Below are 24101 nucleotides of genomic sequence, written 5' to 3'. Positions count from 1 at the left end.
GGTTTTACATAATATTTTTCGTCATTTTTTGACCTCCTATACACATACTAACCATGTGGTGCATTTTTGAAGGAGGTAGACAATGAGTAGAAGAAGAGGAATCATGTCTGATCAGTTAAAAGAAGAAATCGCTCAGGAATTAGGATTCTACGACGTTGTTCAGAAGGATGGCTGGGGCGGAATTTCGTCCCGTGACGCCGGGAATATGGTAAAACGTGCAGTTGAACGGGCAAGCCGGCAACTCTCAGAAAACCAGCCACGCTAACTCTTAACACACATTTGGATTACATCTTTTATCAGTACCATATGCAAAGGGCCGTCTTAAAGTGTCATGCTTTTTGGCGGTCTTTGTTTTCGTTTGATATGAGACTGCCTTTCCTATCCTTACTTTACGTGATAAAATAACATACTTGTATGAGTATGTTTACAAGTTAACACTCCCAATAATGAAGTGTGTGATACAATATAACAAAGAGTATTGGTAAGAAGGTGATGATATGAGGTTATTAGTGAAGGCGCCGGCAAAAATTAACCTATCACTTGATGTTTTACATAAACGTTCAGATGGTTACCATGAAGTTGAGATGGTTATGACGACAATTGATTTAGCGGATCGGATTGAACTCACGAATCTTTCAGATGATACGATTAAAATTCTTTCGCATAATCGATTTGTACCGGATGATGGAAGGAATCTTGCTTATCAGGCTGCACAGCTCCTTAAAGAGAGAATGAACATTAAGAAGGGTGTAGCCATTTCCATTGATAAAGTGATTCCTGTCGCCGCAGGCTTAGCAGGGGGAAGCAGTGATGCAGCTGCCACGTTAAAAGGTTTGAATCGTTTATGGGATTTAGGCCTGAGTATGGACGAGCTTGCAGAGCTTGGTGCAGAAATTGGTTCCGATGTATCTTTTTGTGTTTACGGAGGTACAGCTTTAGCGTCGGGCAGGGGAGAGAAGATCAAGCATCTTCCTGCACCTCCTAACTGTTGGGTTATCTTAGCGAAACCGACAATAGGGGTTTCAACAGCGGATGTTTATAAAAATCTGGATCTGAAAAATATGACACATCCGAACACAAAGGCAATGGTTTCTGCATTAGAACATGGAAATTATCATGATATTTGCTCCAATCTTGGGAATGTACTCGAATCGGTTACGTTGGATATGCATCCGGAAGTGTCACAGATTAAAGATCAAATGGAGCGTTTTGGAGCCGACGCCGTTCTGATGAGCGGAAGCGGCCCTACAGTATATGGATTAGTGCAATATGAATCAAGACTTCATCGAATCTACAATGGTTTAAGAGGTTTTTGTGATCAAGTTTTTGCGGTGCGAATGCTTGGAGATTAAGAGCTCTTGCCGAAATCCGTATGTTAATGATATATTTACATTATAATATTCGGATTTAGGAGGTTTCTTTGGTGAAGTTTAAGCGCAGCGAACGATTGATTGATATGACGCACTATTTATTAGAACGGCCCCATCAACTTGTCCCTTTGACTTTTTTCTCTGAACGATACGGTTCTGCCAAATCTTCCATCAGTGAGGACTTGACGATTGTAAAGGAAACATTTGAAGGACGGGGTGTGGGGACGGTTCAAACGGTTCCGGGGGCTGCAGGTGGAGTAAAGTATGTTCCGAAGGTAAACAGTCAGGAAGCCAAAAAAATGATCGAAGAGCTGTGTGTCCATCTGGAAAGCTCCGATCGTCTTTTACCAGGTGGGTACCTTTACATGACGGACCTCCTTGGAAATCCGCAACTCATGAAAAGCGTCGGGAAATTGCTGGCATCTGCTTTTGCAGAGAAAGATATCGATGTCATCATGACAGTGGCGACAAAAGGGATTCCAATTGCTAATGCGATTGCTTCATACTTGAACGTTCCGGTTGTCATTGTCAGACGCGACAGCCGTGTCACCGAGGGTTCGACTGTGAGCATCAATTATGTATCGGGATCATCGAAGAGAATCCAATCCATGGTGCTTTCAAAGAGAAGCTTGAAGGAAGGTTCTAAAGTATTGGTTGTCGATGATTTCATGAAAGCAGGGGGAACCATCAATGGAATGAAGAACCTGCTGGAAGAGTTTTCTGCTACTTTGTCCGGAATTGGGGTATTGGTTGAATCCAACAGCTTGGACGGTCGACTGGTGGATGATTATGTATCCCTGTTGAAATTATCCGATGTCAATGAAAAGGATAAACAGATTTCGTTAACAGAAGGAAACTATTTTGAATCCAACCTAACATTTCTACCATAAGGGGAGGCGTTTAGCATGCGTGTTGTTTCTACGAAGGAAGCACCAGCAGCAATTGGTCCATATTCACAAGGAATTGTCGTAAATAATCTGTTTTACAGTTCAGGCCAAATACCATTAACGGCAGAGGGAACAATGATTGAAGGGGATGTAGCAGTACAGACACATCAAGTCTTCCGCAACCTACAAGCCGTACTATCGGAAGCAGGTGCTTCATTGGAAACGGTAGTCAAAGCAACGGTCTTCATCAAAGATATGAATGATTTTGGAACGATCAATGATGTGTATGGCGAGTATTTCAACACTCACAAGCCCGCTCGTTCTTGTGTAGAAGTAGCACGTTTACCTAAAGATGCACAGGTTGAAATAGAAGTAATCGCACTCGTGAAGTAATATTCACGGGTGTTTTTTTGTATCAATATGAAAGAATAGTTCAAATGAAATGGAAAAAAGATGTGAAAAATAAAATTTTTCAAAAAATTTTACAGTTTAAGAAGGAATATCTATTTAATTCGTTGAATACATAGAGTAGATTTCATCTAGGGAAAAAGGTGGTGAACAGAATGGAAGTAACAGACGTAAGATTACGCCGAGTGAACACCGACGGTCGCATGAGAGCTATCGCATCTATTACGCTGGATAATGAATTTGTTGTTCATGACATTCGCGTGATTGATGGGAACAATGGCTTATTTGTAGCGATGCCAAGTAAGCGGACTCCGGATGGAGAATTCCGTGATATTGCTCATCCAATCAATTCTGGTACTCGCGGTAAGATCCAAGATGCCGTTTTAGCTGAGTATCATCGTTTAGGAGAGCTGGAAGAAGTTGAGTTAGAAGAAGCTGGGGCTTCCTAATTAAGATTTATAGCATCAAGAGCCTATTTTTGTAAGGCTCTTTTTTTTGTCTCTGGAGCCCTGCGGTTCTTACGCTTTTTGTATACCCAAGCAGTTAAGTCTTTGAAACCATTAAGTATAGATTTTTTGCATGTTTGAGCAAAAGAAAATTCGACATGGGTTTTGATCATGAGCAGAGCCTCTAAAAAGGAAAGGGAGCTTTTCAGGTTGATTCGCCTTATGCTTGTCGGGCCTGCCCAAGCCGCCTCCGCTTTTCGGGGTGTCCAGCCCCAGTGCAGCCCCTTCCGCTTTTCGGGGTTGTCCAGCTCCAGGGGCTTGGGGCTCGAGGTCATAAGCTAAGTAACCCAAAAAGGCAAAGAGCGCCTTTCCGGGTTACTTAGCTTATGCTTGTCGCCCCAGTGCAGCCCCTTCCGCTTTTCGGGGTTGTCCAGCTCCAGGGGCTTGGGGCTCGAGGTCATAAGATGAGTAACCCAAAAAGGCAAAGAGCGCCTTTCCGGGTTACTCATCTTATGCTTGTCGCCCCAGTACAGCCCCTTCCGCTTTTCGTTTGACAAATATATGTACTTTTATATGAATCCTTGAAATGATAGAGTTTTTAGGATATATTCGTTATGGATAAAAAGGTTATTGGAGGACCAAAAATGACAAATCGATATGCCGTTATATTAGCTGCCGGACAAGGGACGAGAATGAAGTCGAAGCTTTATAAAGTTCTTCATCCTGTGTGTGGCAAGCCAATGGTGGAACATGTGGTCGACCAAATTTCAACACTACATATAGAGAAGACTGTCACGATCATCGGTCATGGTGCCGAGCTTGTGAAGTCGCATTTAGAAGGCAAGAGTGAGTTCGCTCTTCAGGCTGAGCAATTAGGCACAGCTCATGCTGTGATGCAGTCTGAGGATGTCCTGGGTGACCTGGAAGGTACGACTTTAGTGGTATGTGGCGATACGCCGCTCATTAAAGGAGAGACGATGGAAGCGTTGGTAAAGCATCATGAAGGACAAGGTGCCAAAGCGACCATTTTGACAGGGGCTACAGAATCCCCGGATGGATACGGACGAATCATCCGTAACCTGGATGGATTAGTGGAGCGTATTGTGGAACATAAGGATGCAACGGAAGCAGAAAGAAACATTAAGGAAATCAACACAGGAACATATTGTTTTGATAATAAAGCGTTATTCGCCGCATTGAAGAAAGTGTCGAATGAAAATGTACAAGGTGAGTACTACCTGCCGGATGTAATTGAAATCCTTCAATCTGAAGGGGAAATCGTTAGTGCGTATCAAACAAGTGACTTTGATGAAACGCTTGGTGTCAACGATCGCGTGGCTCTTTCTCAAGCGGAGGTCACAATGAAAAAGCGTATCAATGAGTACCATATGCGCAACGGCGTAACAATTAAAGATCCAAATAATACGTATATCGATGCGGATGTGGCTATTGGAAGAGATACGGTCATACTGCCCGGCACTGTTCTGAAGGGAAGCACGACGATTGGTGAAGATACCATAATCGGACCGAATTCGGAAGTGAAGGATTGTCAGATCGGAGACCGGACGGCAGTGAAGCAGTCAGTGGCTCATGACAGCTCAATTGGTTCGGATGTTCAAATCGGACCTTTTGCGCATATTCGACCTGCTTCTACCATTGAAGATGAAGTGAAGATCGGTAACTTTGTCGAAATCAAGAAAGCGACATTCGGTAAAGCAAGTAAAGCATCACATCTAAGCTATATCGGTGACGCTCAGGTTGGTCGCGACGTCAATATCGGGTGTGGATCGATCACCGTGAACTATGATGGGAAGAACAAGCATCTGACGAAGATAGAAGATGGTGTATTTGTCGGATGTAATTCAAATCTGGTTGCACCTGTCAATGTAGGGAAAGGGGCATATATTGCTGCTGGTTCTACGATCACCGAGGATGTCCCGGGTGAGTCCCTATCGATTGCAAGAGCTCGTCAAGTAAACAAAGAAAATTATGTTCAAAATCTAAATCATAAGAAATAATTGGAGGTCCACAATGCCAAACTCTTATATTAATTCCAAGTTGAAAATTTTCTCTCTTAATTCAAACTACCATCTTGCAAAGGAAATCGCTGATGAAGTAGGGGTGGAATTGGGGAAATCGTCTGTTAAACGTTTTAGTGACGGTGAAATCCAGATCAACATTGAAGAAAGTATCCGTGGTTGTGACGTATTCGTCATTCAATCTACTTGTCAGCCAGTAAATGAAAACCTGATGGAACTTCTCATCATGGTGGATGCGTTGAAACGTGCTTCTGCCAAGACGATTAACATCGTGATGCCTTATTATGGTTATGCCCGTCAAGACCGTAAAGCAAGAGCGCGTGAGCCGATCACCGCCAAATTAGTGGCAAACCTTCTTGAAACAGCCGGTGCTACACGGGTCATCACGTTGGACCTGCACGCTCCCCAAATTCAAGGTTTCTTTGATATCCTGATCGATCACCTGATGGGTGTGCCAATCTTAGCGGATTACTTTGAGGAAAGAGGGTTCAACACCGAAGATCTTGTCATTGTATCTCCAGATCATGGAGGAGTGACAAGAGCTCGTAAGCTTGCAGAACGCCTGAAAGCTCCAATCGCGATCATTGATAAGCGTCGTCCGAAGCCAAATGTGGCAGAAGTTATGAATATCGTCGGTAATATCGACGGGAAAATCGCGATTTTGATCGATGATATCATTGATACTGCCGGTACGATTACACTTGCAGCCAATGCGTTAGTAGAAAACGGTGCGAAAGAAGTATTTGCATGCTGTACGCATCCGGTTCTTTCTGGCCCTGCGATTGAGCGTATCCAAAACTCAAATATTAAAGAGCTTGTTGTAACCAATTCGATTCCACTTGGTGAAGAGAAAATGATCGGTAAAGTAAAATCACTGTCTGTAGCTCCCTTGATCAGTGAAGCGATCATCCGGATCTACGAACAGCAGTCTGTCAGCACACTTTTTGATTAAGAATTAATATATGTAGTTTGTGCATAGAAAGAAGAGCCTCTCCTTTACATGGGACGGGCTCTTCTTTTTATGTGGCTGTTTTTGTGGTTCTATAATATTTGTTGGGGTGCTAACACAATTTAGAGACAAAAAAATGCACGTAATCGTCCAGTCTTTTATACTTGAATTGTCGAGAAACAAGTAAAGATTGGAGATACGTGCATAATGAATTCTACCTGGTTTTGAAGAAGTGAGTATAACAAAAATGGAGGAAGTGGATGAGCGAATTTGTATCCATCTAGAGCTTCCTCTTATGCCACATACCTGTCCAGAATGCGATACGAGTACAGTGAAAGTTTATCACCTTCCGCTCCAATCAACGTACTATGCGTGAGTTTTTGAAAATAGATAAATATTGATACCTGGACATTTTAACCGCAGCTTTTTTCGAAGTGTTGAGCGATCGATATTTGCTTCTATAGTAGATTTTCTGTTCTTTCGATTGTTTATACACCGGTTGACATAGCCCAGGCAGACAAATCGTTCAAAACAACTATCTTTACGAAAAGAGCCTTTTATGTAAGGGTCCTTGCTCAGTCTTGGTAAAACCCCTCGTCTGTCAACAATCCTCCGCTACCTAACCCGGGTCTAATTGGATTTTCTATGTTTATTTCAAATAGGATTGGGGTAATTACTATATATAGAACTTTAACTAACATAAAGATTAGGGAAGGTGTTGGATTAGACATGGCAACAGAATTGAAAGCAAATACGAGGAAAGATTTTAAACGATCTTCATTAACAAAGCTGAGACATGAGGGGAATATCCCTGGAGTTGTTTACGGCTACAAGGCAGACAATACACCCATCATGGTAGATTCAATAACATTTATTAAAACGATACGCGAAGTAGGAAGAAACGGAATTATCTCCTTAAACGTAGATGGCAAGAAGCAAAACGTCATTTTAAGTGATTACCAGCAGGACCATCTAAAGGATGCTGTTACACACGTTGATTTCCTTGCTGTGAATATGTCAGAGGAGATCGATGCCGATGTCCGTATCGAGCTTGTTGGGGAAGCGGCAGGAGTGAAGGACGGTGGCGTAATGCAGCAGCCGTTGCATGAGGTATCCGTTACTGCCAAGCCTAATGATATCCCTGAATCCATTGAAGTGGATGTTACCGAGCTTCAAGTCGGAGAAACGGTCACGATCAGTGATATCCGTAGCAAGTACAACGTTACCTTGAATGAAGAGGATGACCGCACGATTGCTTCGATCCTTGCTCCAAGACAAGAAGAAGAAATCGACAGTGGGGAAGAGCAGGAAGCCGGCACACCTGATAACGAAGAAGGAAGAGAATCAGAAGCCAGTGAGGAAAGTGAATCACAAAAATAATAAAAATCACTCATTTTTTGGCGTAACCTTTTGCAGGTTGCGCTTTTTACGTTATTCTAGAGGTATAAGGTCAGAAGAGGTGTGAGAGATGAAGTTAATCGTTGGACTCGGGAATCCGGGATCACAGTATGAAAAAACGAGACATAATATTGGATTCATGATTATAGATGCGTTAGCCGATCGCTTGGGTGTTTCACTGAATCAGTCTAAATTTAAAGGGGTTTATGGAACATACCATCACAAAGGTGAAAAAGTTGTCCTATTAAAGCCGCTTACGTATATGAATTTATCCGGGGAGAGCATTGTTCCCCTAATGGATTATTTTGAAATTGATGATGAGGATTTACTTGTCATATATGATGACCTTGACTTACCGGTAGGGAAATTACGATTAAGGCAAAAGGGAAGTGCCGGGGGGCATAATGGCATTAAATCGACCATTGCCCATTTAGGTTCCCAGCAATTTAATCGTCTGCGGGTGGGAATTGACCGCCCGACCAATGGAATGAGCGTTCCTGATTATGTTTTGGGAAAATTCTCAAAAGAAGAGCAGCCGGATCTGGATAAAGCCATTTCATCAAGCGTGGAAGCATGTGAGACATGGTTGGATAAGCCGTTTCTTGAAGTAATGAATAATTTTAACTAATCGCTATATATACTTGATTTTCCGGGTCCTTTCACCGCCAACGTTGAATAACTCCCTTCTATCAGGTTCATACTAACCATATAAATGTGTATGGAGGGAAAGATATGGCAATCCATTATCAGTGTCGACATTGTGCGACAAATGTTGGGACCCTTTCAAACGTATCCGTGCATTCAGAGCAGCTCGGGATTCACATGCTGACAGATGAAGAGCGGTTACATATGGTTCAGTACCAGGACAACGGGGACATCCATATAAAGACGATCTGTGAAGATTGTCAAGAGAGTCTGGAGAGGAATCCAGGCTATCATGAAGTAGATCATATCATTCAGTAAGAACGCTTTGGTCTCGGAACCAAAGCATTTTTCTGTTTGCACTTAGCTATAAAAGGGTTCACGGGGAGGAGCGTACACTTGAAAGGTATTTTAAAACAAGTCCATCAAAGTGAAGAAATCCAGTCCATCATCGCTGGAGTGGAGGAAGGACTGTCGGAGCAACTTGTTGCAGGATTGTCCGGTTCATCCAGGACGGCGTATATTGCAGATGTGTATTTGCAAACGAATAAGTCCACTATTGTGGTTACACATAATTTATTTCAAGCTCAGAAAGTCTATGACGATCTCATTCAGTTTGTATCAGAGGATGAAGTATATTTATATTCTGCTAATGAGTTAATCGCAGCTGAGTTAAGCGTGGCGAGTCCGGAGTTGAGGGCACAGAGGATCGAGGTGTTGAATAAACTTTCGAAACAGCACCAGGGTATCTATATCGTACCGGTCGCCGGTTTGCGAAAAATCCTTCCTCCTCCTTCGATGTGGGCAACAAACCAGATCCGTTTTCAAATGGGTGAAGATATCGACCTGGATGAAGTGTTGAATCAATTGGTGCAAATGGGTTATCAGCGTACAGGGATGGTCAGTACACCAGGGGAATTCAGCCTCCGCGGGGGAATTGTAGATATTTTCCCTTTAACATCACAGAACCCTGTCCGAATCGAATTATTCGATACCGAAATCGATTCTATCCGCATATTTTCCGCTGAAGACCAGCGATCCATTGAGAAACTGAATGAAATGGAAATAGGACCTGCCACAGAGGTCTTGTTGAAATATGAGAACATGGAAAGGCTTATCGGTGAAATCAATGCAGGGTTGTCCGCGAGCTTAAAGAAGGTGAAAGCAGCAGCCGTCAAGGAGAAGATGACAGAGTACATAGGACATGAGGTGGATCAGCTTGAGAACGGGCAAGTGCCCGAGCAGATCTTCAAGTACTTATCACTGGCGTATGAGAATCCTAGTAGTTTGCTAGATTATTTACCTGGTGATGGGGTTCTGTTCTTCGATGAGTTCAGTCGTGTCCAGGAAATGAGTGAGTCACTCGAAAAAGAGGAAGCGGAGTGGTATACATCCCTTCTTCAAGAGGGACAGATCATTCATGGCGTACCGGTTTCTCATGCTTTTTCCACGTTGATAAACAAGACGAAGCTTCCGAAGGTGTATTTCTCTTTGTTCCTTCGTCATATTGCCAATACCAGCCCCCAGAATATCTTTAATGTGTCTACGAAACCGATGCAGAATTTCCATGGGCAGATGAACGTATTGAAGGCAGAACTGGACCGCTGGAAAAAAGGGAACTATACGGTTGTCTTATTGGGACCTGATCAAGAACGGGTCAAAAAGCTGCAAAGAGTACTGGATGATTATAAAATCGAGATTGCCTTTGTGGAAGATGGAGATAAGCTGTTGCCGGGTAAAGTCCAAATGATCAATGGAAGCCTGACAAGCGGATTTGAGCTCCCGCTTCAGAAAATGGCTGTTATCACAGAAGAAGAACTATTCAATAAGAAGACCCAGAAGAAACCGAGAAGGCAGAAGCTTTCGAACGCGGAGAGAATCAAAAGCTATTCTGAACTGAAAGTCGGGGACCACGTGGTTCATGTGAATCACGGGATCGGTAAATTCCTCGGGATTGAAACATTGGAGATCAATGGCGTTCATAAAGACTATCTCCATGTGAAATACCAGGGAAATGACAAACTTTATGTCCCGGTCGATCAAATTGAACTGGTGCAAAAGTACGTTGCTTCAGAGCATAAAGACCCGAAGCTGTATAAGCTTGGCGGGAGTGAATGGAAGAAGGTCAAGTCTAAGGTTCAATCTTCTGTCCAGGATATAGCCGATGACCTCATCAAGCTCTATGCTGTAAGGGAAGCGGCAAAAGGGTACGCCTTTTCTCCTGATGGGGAGATGCAAAGAGATTTTGAAATGGCCTTCCCATATGAAGAGACAGATGACCAGCTCCGTTCTGTCACCGAAATAAAACACGATATGGAAAGAGAACGTCCGATGGATCGGTTATTATGCGGGGACGTGGGATACGGAAAGACCGAGGTGGCGATTCGGGCAGCCTTCAAGGCGATCGCTGATGGAAAACAAGTAGCCATCCTTGTCCCTACCACCATCCTTGCTCAACAACATTATGAAACAATCAAAGAACGGTTTCAGGACTTTCCTGTGGAAATTGGGTTATTGAGCCGTTTCCGAACGAGGAAGCAGCAGCAGGAGACCACGAAAGGCCTGAAAAACGGTACGATTGATATTGTGGTGGGAACTCATCGACTCCTGTCAAAAGATATCCAATACCGGGATTTAGGACTGTTGATCATCGATGAAGAACAAAGGTTCGGTGTCACGCATAAAGAAAAAATCAAACAGTTAAAAACCAACATTGACGTACTGACCCTGACGGCCACACCGATCCCCCGAACGCTGCATATGTCGATGCTTGGGGTAAGGGATTTATCGGTCATTGAAACACCGCCGGAGAATCGATTCCCCGTCCAGACATATGTCATGGAATATAATGGATCCCTGATTAAAGAGGCGATTGAAAGGGAAATGGCACGAAACGGTCAGGTATACTTCCTCTATAATCGTGTGGAAGATATCGAAAGGAAAGCCGATGAAATTTCCATGCTTGTCCCGGATGCCCGTATCGCTTACGCACACGGTCAGATGAGCGAGAATGAGCTTGAAGCCGTCATATTAAGTTTCCTTGCAGGAGAATACGATGTTTTGGTCACCACGACGATTATTGAAACGGGTGTCGACATCCCGAATGTGAATACGTTGATTGTCTTTGATGCAGATCGTATGGGCTTGTCTCAACTTTATCAATTAAGAGGGCGTGTGGGGCGTTCGAACAGGGTGGCCTACGCCTATTTTACCTATCGTAAGGATAAAGTCCTCACTGAAGTGGCAGAGAAACGATTGCAGGCCATCAAAGAATTCACGGAGCTCGGTTCCGGGTTTAAAATTGCCATGCGTGACTTGACGATCCGTGGCGCGGGTAATCTCCTCGGGGCACAGCAGCACGGGTTTATTGACTCTGTCGGATTCGATTTGTACTCCCAAATGCTGAAAGAAGCCATCGAAGAACGAAAAGGGGATCTTCCAAAGCAGCCTGAGTCGAGCTTTGAGGTGGATATAGAAATCGATGCCTATATTCCGGATGATTATATTAAAGATGGTCATCAAAAGATCGAGATGTATAAACGGTTCCGCTCCCTTTCTTCCCTCCCTGATATCGAAGAGCTGGAAGAAGAAATACTGGACCGGTTCGGGGAGTATCCTGAAGAGGTGGGTTATCTATTCCTGATATCGGAAATGAAGATTTACGCCAAGAATACAAATCTTGAATCCATCAAACAGGATAAGAAGACAGTGAATATCTTTATGTCACCGGAAGGAACGGCGAAGATCGACGGATCCAAAGTATTTAATCTTTGCAACAAACACGGGCGTGCCGTCGGACTCGGAATGGAAGGTTCCAAACTTAAGATTTCCATAAATACAGCACGACTTGAAGCGTCCAAATGGTTCAACATGGCCTATGACATCATTAAGCATTTAGATGAAGCGGTAAAAGTAGAAGAAAACGTGTAATCATTTCATAACAACGACAAATACCAGTGGCATTTCTTCCCTTCGTTATAATAATGTAACCAAAATGTAAACGCGCGGATTGTTTCACTCTACTATGATAAGGGTATTAGTATTTATGCAGCTGCCAACATTGGAAAAAGATACCTGCATTAGAATTTTAGTGAAATTACAGAAAAAATAACTGAATGTGTATAGAACTTCTAAGTTGTAAGATACTAAACTCAACAATGGTAAAGTATTCATCCACAGGTGGGTACATTGCCAATTAAAATCATCTGATGAAAGTGAGGCAACTATAGATGAAAGCAACTGGTATTGTTCGTCGTATTGATGATTTAGGGCGTGTCGTCATTCCAAAAGAAATTCGCAGGACATTAAGGATTCGCGAGGGAGATCCCCTGGAAATCTTCGTTGATCGTGACGGAGAAGTCATCTTAAAGAAATATTCCCCAATCAGTGAACTTGGTGACTTTGCTAAGGAATATGGCGAAGCATTATACGACAGTTTGGGAAGTGCCGTATTGATTTGTGATCGTGATACTGTCATTGCCATCTCCGGCGCTTCGAAGAAAGAGTATTTAAATAAGAACATCGGTGAACTCGTTGAGAAGGTAATGGATGACCGCACGTCGCTATTACACACTCAACAGGGACAAGCTGAACTTGTTGATGGACACGGAGAAGATCTTGCTTCCTATACAATCGCTCCGATTGTCGCAAATGGAGACCCAATTGGTGCCGTTGCGATTTTTTCAAAGGAACGTACAGTAGGGGAAGTGGAACAAAAGGCAGTAGAAACGGCAGCTGGCTTTTTAGCAAGACAAATGGAGTCATAACGTAAAGGAGTGGCATAAAAGCCGCTCTTCTTTTTTTTGTCTCCAATCAGTCACTTTATAGAAAATATTCGCCAATATGGTAAAATGACCAGTACATATATGATTTTACATTCGCTGATCAATTCACGCTTTGAAATAGTGGTACAGAAAGGCAGGAAAACTGGTTGAGTAAGAAGTACTCCTCCAATCGATTTTTGAAAGGTGCCATGGTATTGACGATCGCAGCATTGGTAACGAAAATTTTAAGTGCTGTCTATCGGGTTCCGTTTCAGAACATTGTTGGAGATATCGGATTTTATATATATCAGCAGGTCTATCCATTTTACGGAATCGCCATCGCGTTATCCACCTACGGATTCCCTGTGATCATTTCAAAGATGGTAGCGGAGAAGCTGGAAGAAGATGATGAGGAAGGTGCAAAAAATGTGGCTGTTACCTCCTTTCTGTTCCTCTGCCTCGTTGGTATGGCCTGGTTCCTCCTCGTCTACTTCGGTGCAGGAGTGATCGCCACATGGATGGGAGACCCCCAGCTTAAGCCATTGCTTCAAATGATTTCTTTGTCCTTCCTTTTGTTAGCACCCCTCTCTGTCATAAGGGGATATTATCAAGGAAAAGAAGATATGGTGCCCACGGCTGCTTCTCAGGTAACGGAACAAACCATCAGGGTGGCGACGATTTTACTATTCTCAACCATTTTCGTATCACAAGGGTACTCCTTGTATATGACCGGAAACGGTGCCCTGTTCGGATCCATTACCGGTGGCCTCGGTGGCTTATTGGTGCTATTGTCGTTTCTGACTGCGCGCAAGGAAAAACTGTTTTCACGAAGATCCTTTTCTCTGCCTGTCGGATATGTACAAATCTGGTCCCGGTTATTAAAGAATGGCACGGCCATATGCGTCAGTGCGATGCTGCTCGTCTTACTTCAATTTGTTGACTCCCTTAACGTATATTCCCTTCTTCTATCTTCCGGGATGGAAGCTGAAAGAGCGAAAACGTGGAAAGGGATTTATGACCGGGGACAGCCTTTTGTCCAGCTCGGAACGGTTGTGGCTACATCCATTTCCCTCACCATCGTCCCGTTGGTGACCAATGCCTATCTGAAAAGAAAAGAGGATTTAGTGAGGGAATACAGCCAGCTGGCCCTTAGAATCAGTATGACCATCGGGTTTGCTGCCACGCTTGGGATCATTAACATCATGGTGCCGGCGAATACGATGTTATTCGAAAATGCCCTTGGCTCAAAGATCATCGCTGTATTCTGCCTGTCGATATTCTTTAGCTGTCTTATCCTGACATTTGCCGGCATTTTTCAAGGCATCGGGAAGATTTATTTTCCTGCATTCTGCATTATTACGGGCGTCTTCGTAAAATATCTTGGCAATGCCTGCCTGATTCCGATCATGGGGATCATGGGTGCATCCGTATCGACAGTAGGCTCATTATGTATAACGGCCATCATGATGGTGAGTTATTTAAGAAAGCTGTTTCCCATCCGTTTTTTCACCTTTTCTTTTTATAAAACATTGTTAATGAGCGGTGCATTCATGACGATTGGTTTACAGGGATTATTACAGATTTATGATACACTTTTAGATAAAGGCATGCCTGCTCGTCCACTTTCCATCCTTTTTTCATTAGGTGGAGTAGGGATCGGGGGGATCATCTTTCTGATCGTGTTATTAAGAGGGAATGTCCTCTCAAGGGAAGACATCAGTTTCTTGCCTTTTGGGAGCAAGTGGACGTGGCTGATGGACAAGGTTCAGCCGAATAATAAGTAGCGAGGGGATTAACATGAATACGATAACGATAGTCGGGTTAGGGGCAGGCGATTTAGAACAGCTGCCCCTGGGAGTATATAGACGGATTAAAAGCAGCTCACATCTATACTTGAGAACGGATCGGCACCCCGTTGTAAAGGATCTGCTGGCAGAAGGTGTGACGTTTCGATCGTTTGACGATGTATATGAAAAACATGATCAGTTTGATCTCGTGTATGAAGAAATTGTCCGTGAACTGGTGGCGGCATCAGAGCGGCATTCACTTATATATGCCGTTCCCGGTCACCCTTTGGTCGCTGAAAAGGCTGTCCAAATGCTCCTGGATCTTCACGGTGAAGGAAAGATCCACGTTGAGATCGGTGGTGGGCAAAGCTTTATTGATCCCCTGTTTGCTTCTGTGGGAGCGGATCCGATTAATGGGTTCCAGCTCCTTGATGGTACCAGCTTAAAGCCTCAGGATATCCATATGAATCAGCAGCTCATCATCGGACAAGTGTATGATGCCTTCATTGCTTCTGAGGTAAAGCTCACTCTGATGGAGCTTTATCCATTTGACTATGAAGTCATGCTTGTAACGGCTGCAGGGAGCAGTGAAGAGAAAGTGGAGCGAATTCCACTGGTAGAGCTAGACCGGGTGGCCCATCTGAGCAACCTGACCAGCCTATACATTCCTGCTGTGAAAGAAATGGAGTCCTCCTTCAAGCAATATGCCACTTTAAGAGAGATCATTTCGACGCTGAGGGGTCCAAATGGGTGTCCGTGGGACAAAGAACAAACCCATCACTCCCTAAAAAAATACCTTCTTGAAGAAACGTATGAGCTATTGGAAGCCATCGAGGAAGAGGATATTGATCACGTGATCGAAGAGCTGGGAGATGTCCTTCTTCAGATTATGCTCCATGCTCAAATTGGCGAAGACGAAGGCCTGTTCAACATGGAGGAAGTGATTGAAGGTCTTGCTTCCAAGATGGTCCGGAGACATCCTCATGTGTTCGGAACCGTCCAGGTGGAAAACACTGAACAGGTGAAAGCAAATTGGGACGAAATCAAAAAACGTGAAAAACAGGATGACAGGGAACCCATGCTGAAGAACGTGGCAAAAGGCATGCCGTCTCTCATGAAGGCATTCGAATATCAGAAAAAAGCTGCGAAAGTGGGCTTTGATTGGGCGGACCCTCAAGGTGCCTGGGAGAAAGTATGGGAAGAATTAAAGGAATTTGAAAACGAAGTCGAGAATATTAGTGAAAATAACATGAAAAAAGAATTTGGTGATGTGTTATTCGCTCTTATCAACGTGGCCAGATTCTATAAGATTTACCCAGAGGAAGCGTTAGCGATGACGAACACGAAATTCTACCGCCGCTTTTCCTATGTGGAGGAGCAGGTTGAAAAATCCGGAAAGAGCTTTGAGGACTATTCGCTGGAAGAGTTGGATCAATTCTGGAACGAAGCGAAAAAGATGAATATTGAATAAGGGGAGATATACAATGGTATCGATGAGATTAGATAAGTTCCTGAAAGTATCAAGATTGATCAAAAGAAGAACGCTGGCGAAAGAAATTGCCGATCAGGGACGGATCACTGTGAATGGCCTGCAGGCCAAAGCGAGCTCCAATGTAAAGGTTGGTGACGAACTAAGCGTAAGGTTTGGCCAGAGGATTATGAGGGTAAAGATAGAAAGGCTTCTGGAAACAACCAAAAAAGAAGAAGCAAGCGGACTTTATTCCGTCCTCTCCGAAGAAAGAGTCGAGGAAGCGGAGTAAGGGATACATAGCTTTTGGGCTGTAAATTGGTTCTAATTTTCCCCCAGAAACATAAACATAGTTACAAAGCTTGTACTATGGGAATGTGAGGGATGGATATGAATCAATATTATGATGGAAACAAAGATAAAACGACTTTTCAGGAACATGACGTGATGATGAGGGGGCGAAAGCTTCTGGACATCACGGGCGTGAAACAAGTGGAAAGCTTTGATAACGAAGAGTTTCTTCTTGAAACGGTGATGGGATTCCTCTCTGTCAGGGGTCAGAATCTTCAAATGAAGAATCTCGACGTGGATAAAGGCATCGTCTCGATAAAAGGAAAGGTGTTCGATCTCGTTTACCTGGATGAACAAAATGGGGAGAAGGCTAAAGGCTTCTTTAGCAAGCTGTTTCGATGACCCTCTCCACCCAGTTCTATACCATGCTCTCCATGATCGGCATGGGGGCATTATTTGGTGCGGCACTTGACACGTACTCCCGATTTTTAAACCGTTCCGAGAGAAAACGGTGGTTTGTATTCATTAATGACATCATGTTTTGGATATTTCAGGCACTGGCGATCTTTTATATCTTATTCGTCGTTAATTTCGGCGAGATCCGTTTTTATATTTTCATTGCATTGCTGTGCGGATTTGCAGGGTATCAGGCTTTGATCAAACAGCTCTATCTCGCCTTTCTTGAACGTCTGATCCACTTTTTCATCGCCCTGTATAATTTCGGTGTGAAAATGGTGAAAAAGTTGATTTATTCACCGATAAAATGGATGATTGTGCTTCTGATCACGATTGTTTTATCTGCAGGAAAAGGACTCTTATCCGTCATATTATTCCTTGTAAAGGTAATCTCGAAGGTGCTGCAATGGGCGATTAAGCTCATATTCACACCTATATGGTGGATAGTGAAAGGTATTTGGAATTTATTGCCGAAAAATCTTACAAAAAGAGTCGAGAAGTTATATAATAAAATGGCAGGAATTTTTAAAGCATATATCAAAAAAGTATATAGAGTGGTAGAAAAGTTTAAAAAGAAACCTAAAGATAAAGAATAGGGCTTAAGGCTTTGCCACTCCATATTGTAAAGGAGGTTTGGGAATGAGAAAGAACGTGACACCAATGGAAAATGAATATGTCCGTCACCAGGAGCATATGCATAAATCTTCATCTAAGAGAAAAAAGCGTTTGGTCCGTCGATTAGCAGTTTTCTTTGTGTTAGTTTTGGCAATTAGTGGATTTTTAATCTCGACCCTCATTTCCAGAGCCCAGGTTTTAGAAGATAAACAAACGGAAAAAGCACAATTAGAAAAAAAGTTGGAACACTTGAAAGATAAACAATCTGCACTGGAAGAAGAGATTGTAAAGCTTAACGATGATGAATATATAGCCAAACTGGCGCGCCGGGATTACTTTTTATCGGATGAAGGTGAGATTATTTTCAACATACCTGATACAGATAAAGAGAAAGAATGAAGAGGTGTCTTATTGACACTCTTTTTTTTAATTGGCTATAATATATAGTAAGGTTTATCTTTTATAATTTTAAGGAGGAGCATTTCTTTTATGTCAATCGAAGTAGGCAGCAAGTTACAGGGTAAGGTAACAGGTATTACAAATTTTGGAGCGTTCGTGGAATTGTCGGAAGGTTCAACAGGTTTAGTTCACATCAGTGAAGTTGCAGACAACTATGTTAAGGATATTAACGAACACCTTAAAGTCGGCGACGAAGTAACAGTTAAAGTTATTAATGTTGAGAAAGATGGAAAGATCGGTTTATCCATCCGTAAAGCGAAAGATCAACCACAACGCCCGCAGCGCCCTCAGCGTCCTCAGCGCCCGCGTAGTAATAACAAACCGAACGACACTCGTACGAAAGAGAGTTTTGAACAAAAGATGGCACGCTTCTTGAAAGACAGTGAAGATCGTTTATCATCTTTAAAGAAAAACACTGAGTCTCGTCGTGGTGGAAAAGGGGCGAAAAAAGGTTAACTTGCTGTCTATTAAATCATATAGCAGGTTGTGAACGGAAAACAGGCATACTCATGATGATGAGTGTGCCTGTTTTTTTATTGCCATTGAAAGGTGGCTGTTATGTTGATTCTCGCTGCAGGTGCTCGACTCCTGCGGGAAATGCGTGAAAGTTGAATCCCCACAGGGCAGCGCACGATGAAGCTCAACTCACGCCCCGCGGAAAGCGAGCACCTGTAGCGGAAATCAACCGCTACTCGCTTAGTCAAAACGCAACTATAAAGAGCCTAATTATTTTGATCAAGAGCCCAAACAGGAAATATGTGATCACATATCGAATAGTTAATATAGATCATTTAGTGGAGGCAGGGATGTATGAAAAAAGAGCAAATCATCGATCATCATGAATCATTTAAGATGTGGCTGAATGAGTTGAAGTCGATAAACATAGAGGAATGGCTTAAACCCATGGAAACGGGAAAGTGGTCGATTGCGGCAAATGTTTCCCATATCATCAAATGGGATCAATATTCCTTACAAGAGATTCTTCCACATGTCGTGGAAGGAGCAGAGCTCTCTCCTTTTCCGGATTTCAAACAATTTAACGGAGAAGCGGAAGAATATGCCCACCGTGTAGTCAAACAAGGGAGCTTGGTTGAAGAAGGGATCAAAACACGGGATCATATCATTGCTCATGTCAAAAGCCTTTCGGAGGATGAGTTCCTGCAATCCTTTAAAGTGGGGGATCAACATTTTACCCTGGAAGAATTTTTTGAAGACTTCATCGGTCATGATAAACACCATCAAGAGCAGATCGAAGAAGTGGTGTCTTTAGAAAGAATTTGAATAAAAAAACGACTATCATCATGATAGTCGTTTTTTTTATGACCCGTACGGGATTCGAACCCGTGTTACCGCCGTGAAAGGGCGGTGTCTTAACCGCTTGACCAACGGGCCGTTTCAATATGGTAGCGGCGGAGGGGATCGAACCCCCGACCTCACGGGTATGAACCGTACGCTCTAGCCAGCTGAGCTACACCGCCATATCAATCTATACCTTTTTGGCACAAAATCTATGATACCTAGAAAGAATTATCTTGTCAATATACGATCGTAAGGAATTTGTCAGATTTCCTTCAAGCATGGATACACAAGGATTTGAAAAGAAAAAACAAAGGATTATAACAGATAACCTATAGAATATTCTGAATATTTTACCGGAATCTATAGAAAGACGTCGAAACATTCTTGGAATGCATTCCCTCATTTTGACAAAGTTTTAAGCTTGTACCATTTATACTGAACAAAAAAGAAATGGGGAGTGTTTCATACATGGGGAAAGTCGATCAGTCGATCATCGAACCTGTTCAGAACGTGGACATTGAACACACGAAAGTGGAACTATCCAAGGGGATCCGGTCCGTATACTCGAAGCTTGAATGGTTATTTGTAGAAAAAGGGATTGCCTTATTCGTCATTGGATTTCTACTCGGAAGAGCTTTGATCCTTTCACATTTGTCACCATTTGCCCTGCCGTTCTTTGCCTCTGTTTATCTCATTCGAAGAGAGAAGTCGCCGATTGCACTGATCGGGTTACTGGCAGGAGCGCTTACCTTATCCATCCCTACTATCAGTTATACGTTCGGAAGTGCGGTAATATTCCTGTTAGCTTTTCGGTTATCGCAGAAATACCATAAGAATAATGTGAAGGCAGTTGCTTTCTATGTTTTCTTTACGGTCATGGCTGCTAAATTGGGCTTTGATTATATTCAACAAGGACAAGCCCTCACCATTTATAACGGGGTGATGGCGGCAATAGAAGCGAGCCTTGCGTTTCTCTTAACCTATATTTTTATCCAGAGCGTGCCCCTTGTGACGGTTCAGCGCCGGAGAAAGTCGTTGAAAACCGAAGAAGTGGTCAGTTTGATCATTCTCCTGGCCTCCATCATGACAGGTACAATCGGTTGGTCTGTGTACAACCTATCCGTGGAACATGTCCTATCAAGATATCTGGTCCTGCTGTTCTCCTTTATTGCCGGAGCCACTGTGGGCTCAACGGTAGGGGTGGTAACCGGCCTTGTCTTCAGCCTGGCTAATGTTTCAAGCTTTTATCAAATGAGCTTGCTTGCTTTCTCTGGACTTCTGGGCGGACTCATGAAAGAAGGAAAGAAATTTGGAGCGGCAATCGGTTTGTTAATCGCTACATTATTGATGGGAATGTACGGGGATACGGATACGGTCATTACGAAAACACTTTATGAATCGGGAGTAGCGATATTACTCCTGTTTTTAACTCCGCAAAGTTTGACGTCTAAAATTGCAAGGCATATACCGGGGACGGCTGAATATCAGCAGGATCAACAAGGGTACATGCGCCGTGTCAGGGATGTGACCGCTCATCGGGTCACCCAGTTCTCGTCGGTGTTCCAGGCTTTATCAAACAGCTTTCAACAAATAGAAGACCGGTTTGAAGAGGAGGAAGATAAAGAGTTTGACTATTTTCTAAGCAATGTAACGGAGAAGACGTGTCAAACCTGTTTTAAGAAAGATCAGTGCTGGGCACGCAATTTTGATAAAACCTATAACCTTATGAAAGATGTGATGACAGAATACGACCAGGGAAGAGTCCCTCTTTCACCAAGACTTGCACGGGAAGTAGAGAAGCATTGTACGAGGGAGAAGAAGCTGAAGGATACCATTTATCAGGAGCTAACCTTCTATCAGGCCAATTTGAAATTGAAGAAACAGGTTCAGGAAAGCAGGAAACTTGTAGCTGACCAGCTGCTCGGGGTCTCAGAGGTAATGGGGAACTTTGCGAAAGAAATCCAAAGAGAAAGGGAGAATCATCACATTCAGGAAGAGCAGATCCTGGCAAGTATCGGAGAGTTTGGAATCGAAATTGAAAACATTGAAATCTATAACCTGGAACAGGGGAATGTCGACATCGATATCACCATGCCGTATTGCGGGGGACATGGTCAGGGTGAAAAGCTCATTGCCCCGATGCTATCCGATATATTGGGAGAAAATATCGTCGTACAAAAGGAGGAGTGCGCTCAGTTTCCGAATGGCCAATGTCATGTCACCTTCCAATCCGCCAAGAAGTTCGTAGTCGATACGGGTGCTTCCCATGCGGCAAAGGGAGGAGGGCTGGTTTCAGGGGACAGTTACTCAATGATTGAATTAGGAAGGGGTAAATATGCCGTAGCGATCAGTGATGGGATGGGGAACGGTGAACGGGCCCATTATGAAAGCAATGAGACACTGAGACTATTGAAAAAGATCTTGGAGTCCGGAATTGAAGAACAAGTGGCAATCAAGTCCATCAACTCAATCCTGTCCCTCAGGACCAATGATGAAATTTTCTCTACATTGGATTTAGCCATGATCGATCTTCAGAACGCGTCATCACGGTTTTTGAAGATAGGTTCGACCCCAAGTTTCATCAAGCGGGGGGATAAGATCCTCAAGGTGGAAGCCAGTAATTTACCGATGGGTATGCTGCAGCAGGACTTCGATGTGGATGTGGTGTCAGAGCAGTTGAAAGCAGGAGATCTTCTCATCATGATGAGTGACGGTGCCTTTGAAGGGCCGAAACATGTGGAAAATTATGATCTGTGGATGAAGAGGAAGATAAAGGAGCTTGAAACCGAAGATCCACAGGAAGTGGCGGACATCTTAATGGAGGAGGTCATCCGGTCGAGTTCCGGATTAATAGAAGATGATATGACCATTGTGGTGTCGAAAATCAAACATAATATACCGAAATGGTCCTCCATCCCGATGCATAAGGTGAAAACGAAAGACAAAATATCCTAGGATACAGTATGTCCTATAAAAATAGTTAACTAGAGTATAAATCCCTCCTGATTCGGCGAAGATGATATCAACTTTAGAATGAGGAGGGGAGTCTGATGAAGCCAGGTACACTTCGTCAAATTCTTTTAATTACGGATGGATGCTCGAATCAAGGAGAAGATCCGATTGCAATGGCGGCCCTTGCCAAGGAGCAGGGAATTTCGGTCAATGTAATTGGTGTGATGGATAATGAGGTCATAGATGATAATGGTATGCAGGAAATTGAAGGGGTTGCTCTATCGGGGGGTGGAGTGAGCCAGATCGTTTATGCACAACAGCTTTCGCAAACGGTACAGATGGTCACCCGTAAAGCGATGACACAGACGTTGCAGGGGGTTGTAAATAAAGAGTTGAAACAAATCCTTGGGAAATCCGCTTCCATGGAGGAGCTTCCTCCAGAACAACGTGGAGAGGTCATGGAAGTAGTCGATGAACTCGGTGAATCCGTTGATATGGAAGTGTTGATTCTTGTCGATACGTCTGCAAGTATGAAGCATAAGCTCCCGACGGTCAAAGAAGCTTTATTGGACCTGTCATTAAGCTTGAACGCGAGGATGGGGGATAATAAGTTCTCCGTATTTGTATTTCCCGGGAAACGACAAGATGTCGAAAAATTGCTGGATTGGACACCAAGACTTGAAACACTGACGAGTATTTTCTCTAAGTTGTCTCCAGGCGGTATTACCCCAACAGGTCCGGCGATCTCAGAAGCCATTACGCATTTCAAGAAAAAACGTTCATTAAGGGGATTGCTCTCTCGTGGCGATGATGAACAATACTTCGAAGAAACCATTTAGTTTTCCTCCTGGAACAGTTATAAGAGGCAAGTGGTATAAGCATATTTATACCATTGTGAAAGAACTGGGTTATGGCGCCAATGGGATGGTATATCTGGTGCAGGGATCTTCAGGGTACCAGGCGTTAAAGATGAGTGACAGTAATGTCTCAATCACTTCAGAAGTCAATGTATTAAAAGCTTTCTCCAAGGTCCAAGGCTCACCCCTTGGGCCAAAGCTTCTTGATGTGGATGATTGGGAGGTCAGGGGTCAAAAAATCCATTTTTATGTCATGGAATATATACAGGGGACCGACCTGCTCGCATTTGTGCAGTCCAAGGGATTTTCCTGGACAGGTGTCCTCATTTCCCAGCTCCTCTCGGATCTTGAACGCATTCATAAAGAGGGATGGGTCTTCGGGGATTTAAAGCCGGAAAATTTGATCGTGACAGGTCCTCCCTACCGCATTCGCTGTATCGACGTTGGTGGCACCACCATCAATGGTCGTGCCATAAAGGAGTTTACGGAGTTTTTTGATAGAGGATATTGGATAGGGGGCTCAAGGAGGGCGGAGCCTTCTTATGACCTTTTCTCCGTAGGGATGATCCTTATCAATCTCGCTTATCCAACGCGTTTCACGAAGGCTCCTGAAGGGAATATGAAACAACTGAGGAAGGCGATCGATTCCAGGGATCAATTAAAAAGGTTTGCAGGGACGATCCAGGACGCATTGGAAGGGAAATTTCTATCCGCCAATGAAATGAGAGAGAGTCTCTTGCACGGACTATCCCATGTCCAACCAGTGCAGCAGGCAAAGCCAAAAACACAGAGGCCGGTCACTCATCACTCCACTGTAAGGGCATCTTCTGCTAACACAAGCAGATATCAACACCAGCAGAATAAAAAAACCGGCCATTTCCTGGAAACCGTCCTTGTTGTCATCATTGTGTCACTTCTGTATGTTTTGTATATTTATGGAGAATTGTTGTAGCATATCAGTGTGAGAATGCAGCATAAATTGATACAATGGGGAAAATGGTTTGAGGAAGAGGAA

23 protein-coding genes and 2 tRNA genes are annotated in these 24101 nt (G+C 43.5%); 23 read left to right on the top strand and 2 right to left on the bottom strand.

Annotated elements, in window-relative coordinates:
* The first annotated feature begins 82 nt into the window (after positions 1–82).
* The 20 genes from JI667_RS19635 to JI667_RS19540 all read left to right on the top strand — a co-directional run bounded on the left by JI667_RS19635 (position 83) and on the right by JI667_RS19540 (position 19259).
* The gene (locus JI667_RS19635; RefSeq protein ID WP_206857998.1) at positions 83–265 is read left to right on the top strand and encodes a small, acid-soluble spore protein, alpha/beta type; all 183 of its coding nucleotides are present in this window, start codon (positions 83–85) and stop codon (positions 263–265) included.
* Positions 266–497: 232 nt separating this feature from the next.
* Positions 498–1352: a 4-(cytidine 5'-diphospho)-2-C-methyl-D-erythritol kinase gene (gene ispE, locus JI667_RS19630; protein ID WP_206857997.1), complete on the top strand. Its 855-nt coding sequence runs from the start codon at positions 498–500 to the stop codon at positions 1350–1352.
* Between the two features lie 71 nt (positions 1353–1423).
* Entirely contained in the window at positions 1424–2260 is an 837-nt protein-coding gene (gene purR, locus JI667_RS19625; RefSeq protein WP_206857996.1) for a pur operon repressor, read from the top strand.
* Positions 2261–2275: 15 nt separating this feature from the next.
* Positions 2276–2650: a RidA family protein gene (locus JI667_RS19620; RefSeq protein WP_206857994.1), complete on the top strand. Its 375-nt coding sequence runs from the start codon at positions 2276–2278 to the stop codon at positions 2648–2650.
* Positions 2651–2820: 170 nt separating this feature from the next.
* Positions 2821–3114: a septation regulator SpoVG gene (spoVG, locus tag JI667_RS19615; RefSeq protein WP_032085215.1), complete on the top strand. Its 294-nt coding sequence runs from the start codon at positions 2821–2823 to the stop codon at positions 3112–3114.
* Between the two features lie 641 nt (positions 3115–3755).
* On the top strand, positions 3756–5129 hold the full coding sequence (glmU, locus tag JI667_RS19610; protein WP_206857993.1) for a bifunctional UDP-N-acetylglucosamine diphosphorylase/glucosamine-1-phosphate N-acetyltransferase GlmU: 1374 nt from the start codon (positions 3756–3758) through the stop codon (positions 5127–5129).
* 13 nt (positions 5130–5142) lie between these two features.
* Positions 5143–6102, top strand: coding sequence for a ribose-phosphate diphosphokinase (locus JI667_RS19605; protein WP_206857992.1), 960 nt, complete (start codon positions 5143–5145; stop codon positions 6100–6102).
* 726 nt (positions 6103–6828) lie between these two features.
* Complete coding sequence (locus tag JI667_RS19600; protein ID WP_206857991.1) at positions 6829–7479, top strand: 50S ribosomal protein L25/general stress protein Ctc; 651 nt, start codon at positions 6829–6831, stop codon at positions 7477–7479.
* Between the two features lie 88 nt (positions 7480–7567).
* Positions 7568–8125: an aminoacyl-tRNA hydrolase gene (pth, locus tag JI667_RS19595; protein ID WP_206857990.1), complete on the top strand. Its 558-nt coding sequence runs from the start codon at positions 7568–7570 to the stop codon at positions 8123–8125.
* A gap of 104 nt (positions 8126–8229) precedes the next feature.
* Complete coding sequence (locus JI667_RS19590) at positions 8230–8460, top strand: anti-sigma-F factor Fin (RefSeq protein WP_206857989.1); 231 nt, start codon at positions 8230–8232, stop codon at positions 8458–8460.
* Between the two features lie 78 nt (positions 8461–8538).
* Entirely contained in the window at positions 8539–12069 is a 3531-nt protein-coding gene (gene mfd / locus JI667_RS19585) for a transcription-repair coupling factor (RefSeq protein WP_206857988.1), read from the top strand.
* A gap of 299 nt (positions 12070–12368) precedes the next feature.
* Complete coding sequence (gene spoVT / locus JI667_RS19580; protein ID WP_206857987.1) at positions 12369–12905, top strand: stage V sporulation protein T; 537 nt, start codon at positions 12369–12371, stop codon at positions 12903–12905.
* Positions 12906–13069: 164 nt separating this feature from the next.
* Positions 13070–14686 carry a putative polysaccharide biosynthesis protein gene (locus JI667_RS19575; protein WP_244668402.1) on the top strand — a complete coding sequence of 539 codons (1617 nt, stop codon included), beginning with the start codon at positions 13070–13072 and terminating at the stop codon, positions 14684–14686.
* 13 nt (positions 14687–14699) lie between these two features.
* Positions 14700–16160 carry a nucleoside triphosphate pyrophosphohydrolase gene (gene mazG, locus JI667_RS19570; RefSeq protein WP_206857985.1) on the top strand — a complete coding sequence of 487 codons (1461 nt, stop codon included), beginning with the start codon at positions 14700–14702 and terminating at the stop codon, positions 16158–16160.
* A gap of 22 nt (positions 16161–16182) precedes the next feature.
* Entirely contained in the window at positions 16183–16449 is a 267-nt protein-coding gene (locus JI667_RS19565) for an RNA-binding S4 domain-containing protein (protein WP_206858024.1), read from the top strand.
* Between the two features lie 98 nt (positions 16450–16547).
* The gene (gene yabP / locus JI667_RS19560) at positions 16548–16850 is read left to right on the top strand and encodes a sporulation protein YabP (RefSeq protein WP_044340620.1); all 303 of its coding nucleotides are present in this window, start codon (positions 16548–16550) and stop codon (positions 16848–16850) included.
* Complete coding sequence (gene yabQ, locus JI667_RS19555; protein WP_206857984.1) at positions 16847–17500, top strand: spore cortex biosynthesis protein YabQ; 654 nt, start codon at positions 16847–16849, stop codon at positions 17498–17500. The genes yabP and yabQ overlap by 4 nt, the downstream gene beginning before the upstream one ends.
* A gap of 43 nt (positions 17501–17543) precedes the next feature.
* Positions 17544–17918, top strand: a complete 375-nt coding sequence (locus tag JI667_RS19550; RefSeq protein WP_206857981.1) for an FtsB family cell division protein — start codon at positions 17544–17546, stop codon at positions 17916–17918.
* Positions 17919–18008: 90 nt separating this feature from the next.
* The gene (locus JI667_RS19545; RefSeq protein ID WP_098353691.1) at positions 18009–18434 is read left to right on the top strand and encodes a S1 domain-containing RNA-binding protein; all 426 of its coding nucleotides are present in this window, start codon (positions 18009–18011) and stop codon (positions 18432–18434) included.
* 354 nt (positions 18435–18788) lie between these two features.
* Positions 18789–19259, top strand: coding sequence for a DinB family protein (locus tag JI667_RS19540; RefSeq protein WP_206857977.1), 471 nt, complete (start codon positions 18789–18791; stop codon positions 19257–19259).
* A gap of 39 nt (positions 19260–19298) precedes the next feature.
* Here the strand turns inward: JI667_RS19540 and JI667_RS19535 are convergent.
* Positions 19299–19370, bottom strand: a tRNA-Glu gene (locus JI667_RS19535).
* Positions 19371–19379: 9 nt separating this feature from the next.
* Positions 19380–19456: transfer RNA gene (locus tag JI667_RS19530), tRNA-Met, on the bottom strand.
* Between the two features lie 289 nt (positions 19457–19745).
* On the opposite strand from JI667_RS19530, the gene spoIIE reads away from it, so the two are divergent.
* The 3 genes from spoIIE (at position 19746) to JI667_RS19515 (ending at position 24038) form a co-directional block, all read left to right on the top strand.
* Complete coding sequence (gene spoIIE / locus JI667_RS19525) at positions 19746–22232, top strand: stage II sporulation protein E (protein ID WP_206857975.1); 2487 nt, start codon at positions 19746–19748, stop codon at positions 22230–22232.
* Between the two features lie 95 nt (positions 22233–22327).
* A complete protein-coding gene (locus JI667_RS19520; protein WP_206857973.1) occupies positions 22328–23068 on the top strand; it encodes a VWA domain-containing protein in 741 nt (246 codons plus the stop codon).
* Entirely contained in the window at positions 23037–24038 is a 1002-nt protein-coding gene (locus JI667_RS19515) for a protein kinase domain-containing protein (protein ID WP_206858023.1), read from the top strand. Before JI667_RS19520 ends, JI667_RS19515 begins: the two co-directional genes overlap by 32 nt.
* Positions 24039–24101 lie beyond the last annotated feature (63 nt).

The sequence above is a fragment of the Bacillus sp. NTK074B genome (assembly GCF_017303375.1).
Classification (GTDB): domain Bacteria; phylum Bacillota; class Bacilli; order Bacillales; family Bacillaceae_B; genus Rossellomorea.
Note: the sequence above shows the minus strand (reverse complement) of the source record. Positions and strands in the feature narration are given on the sequence as shown.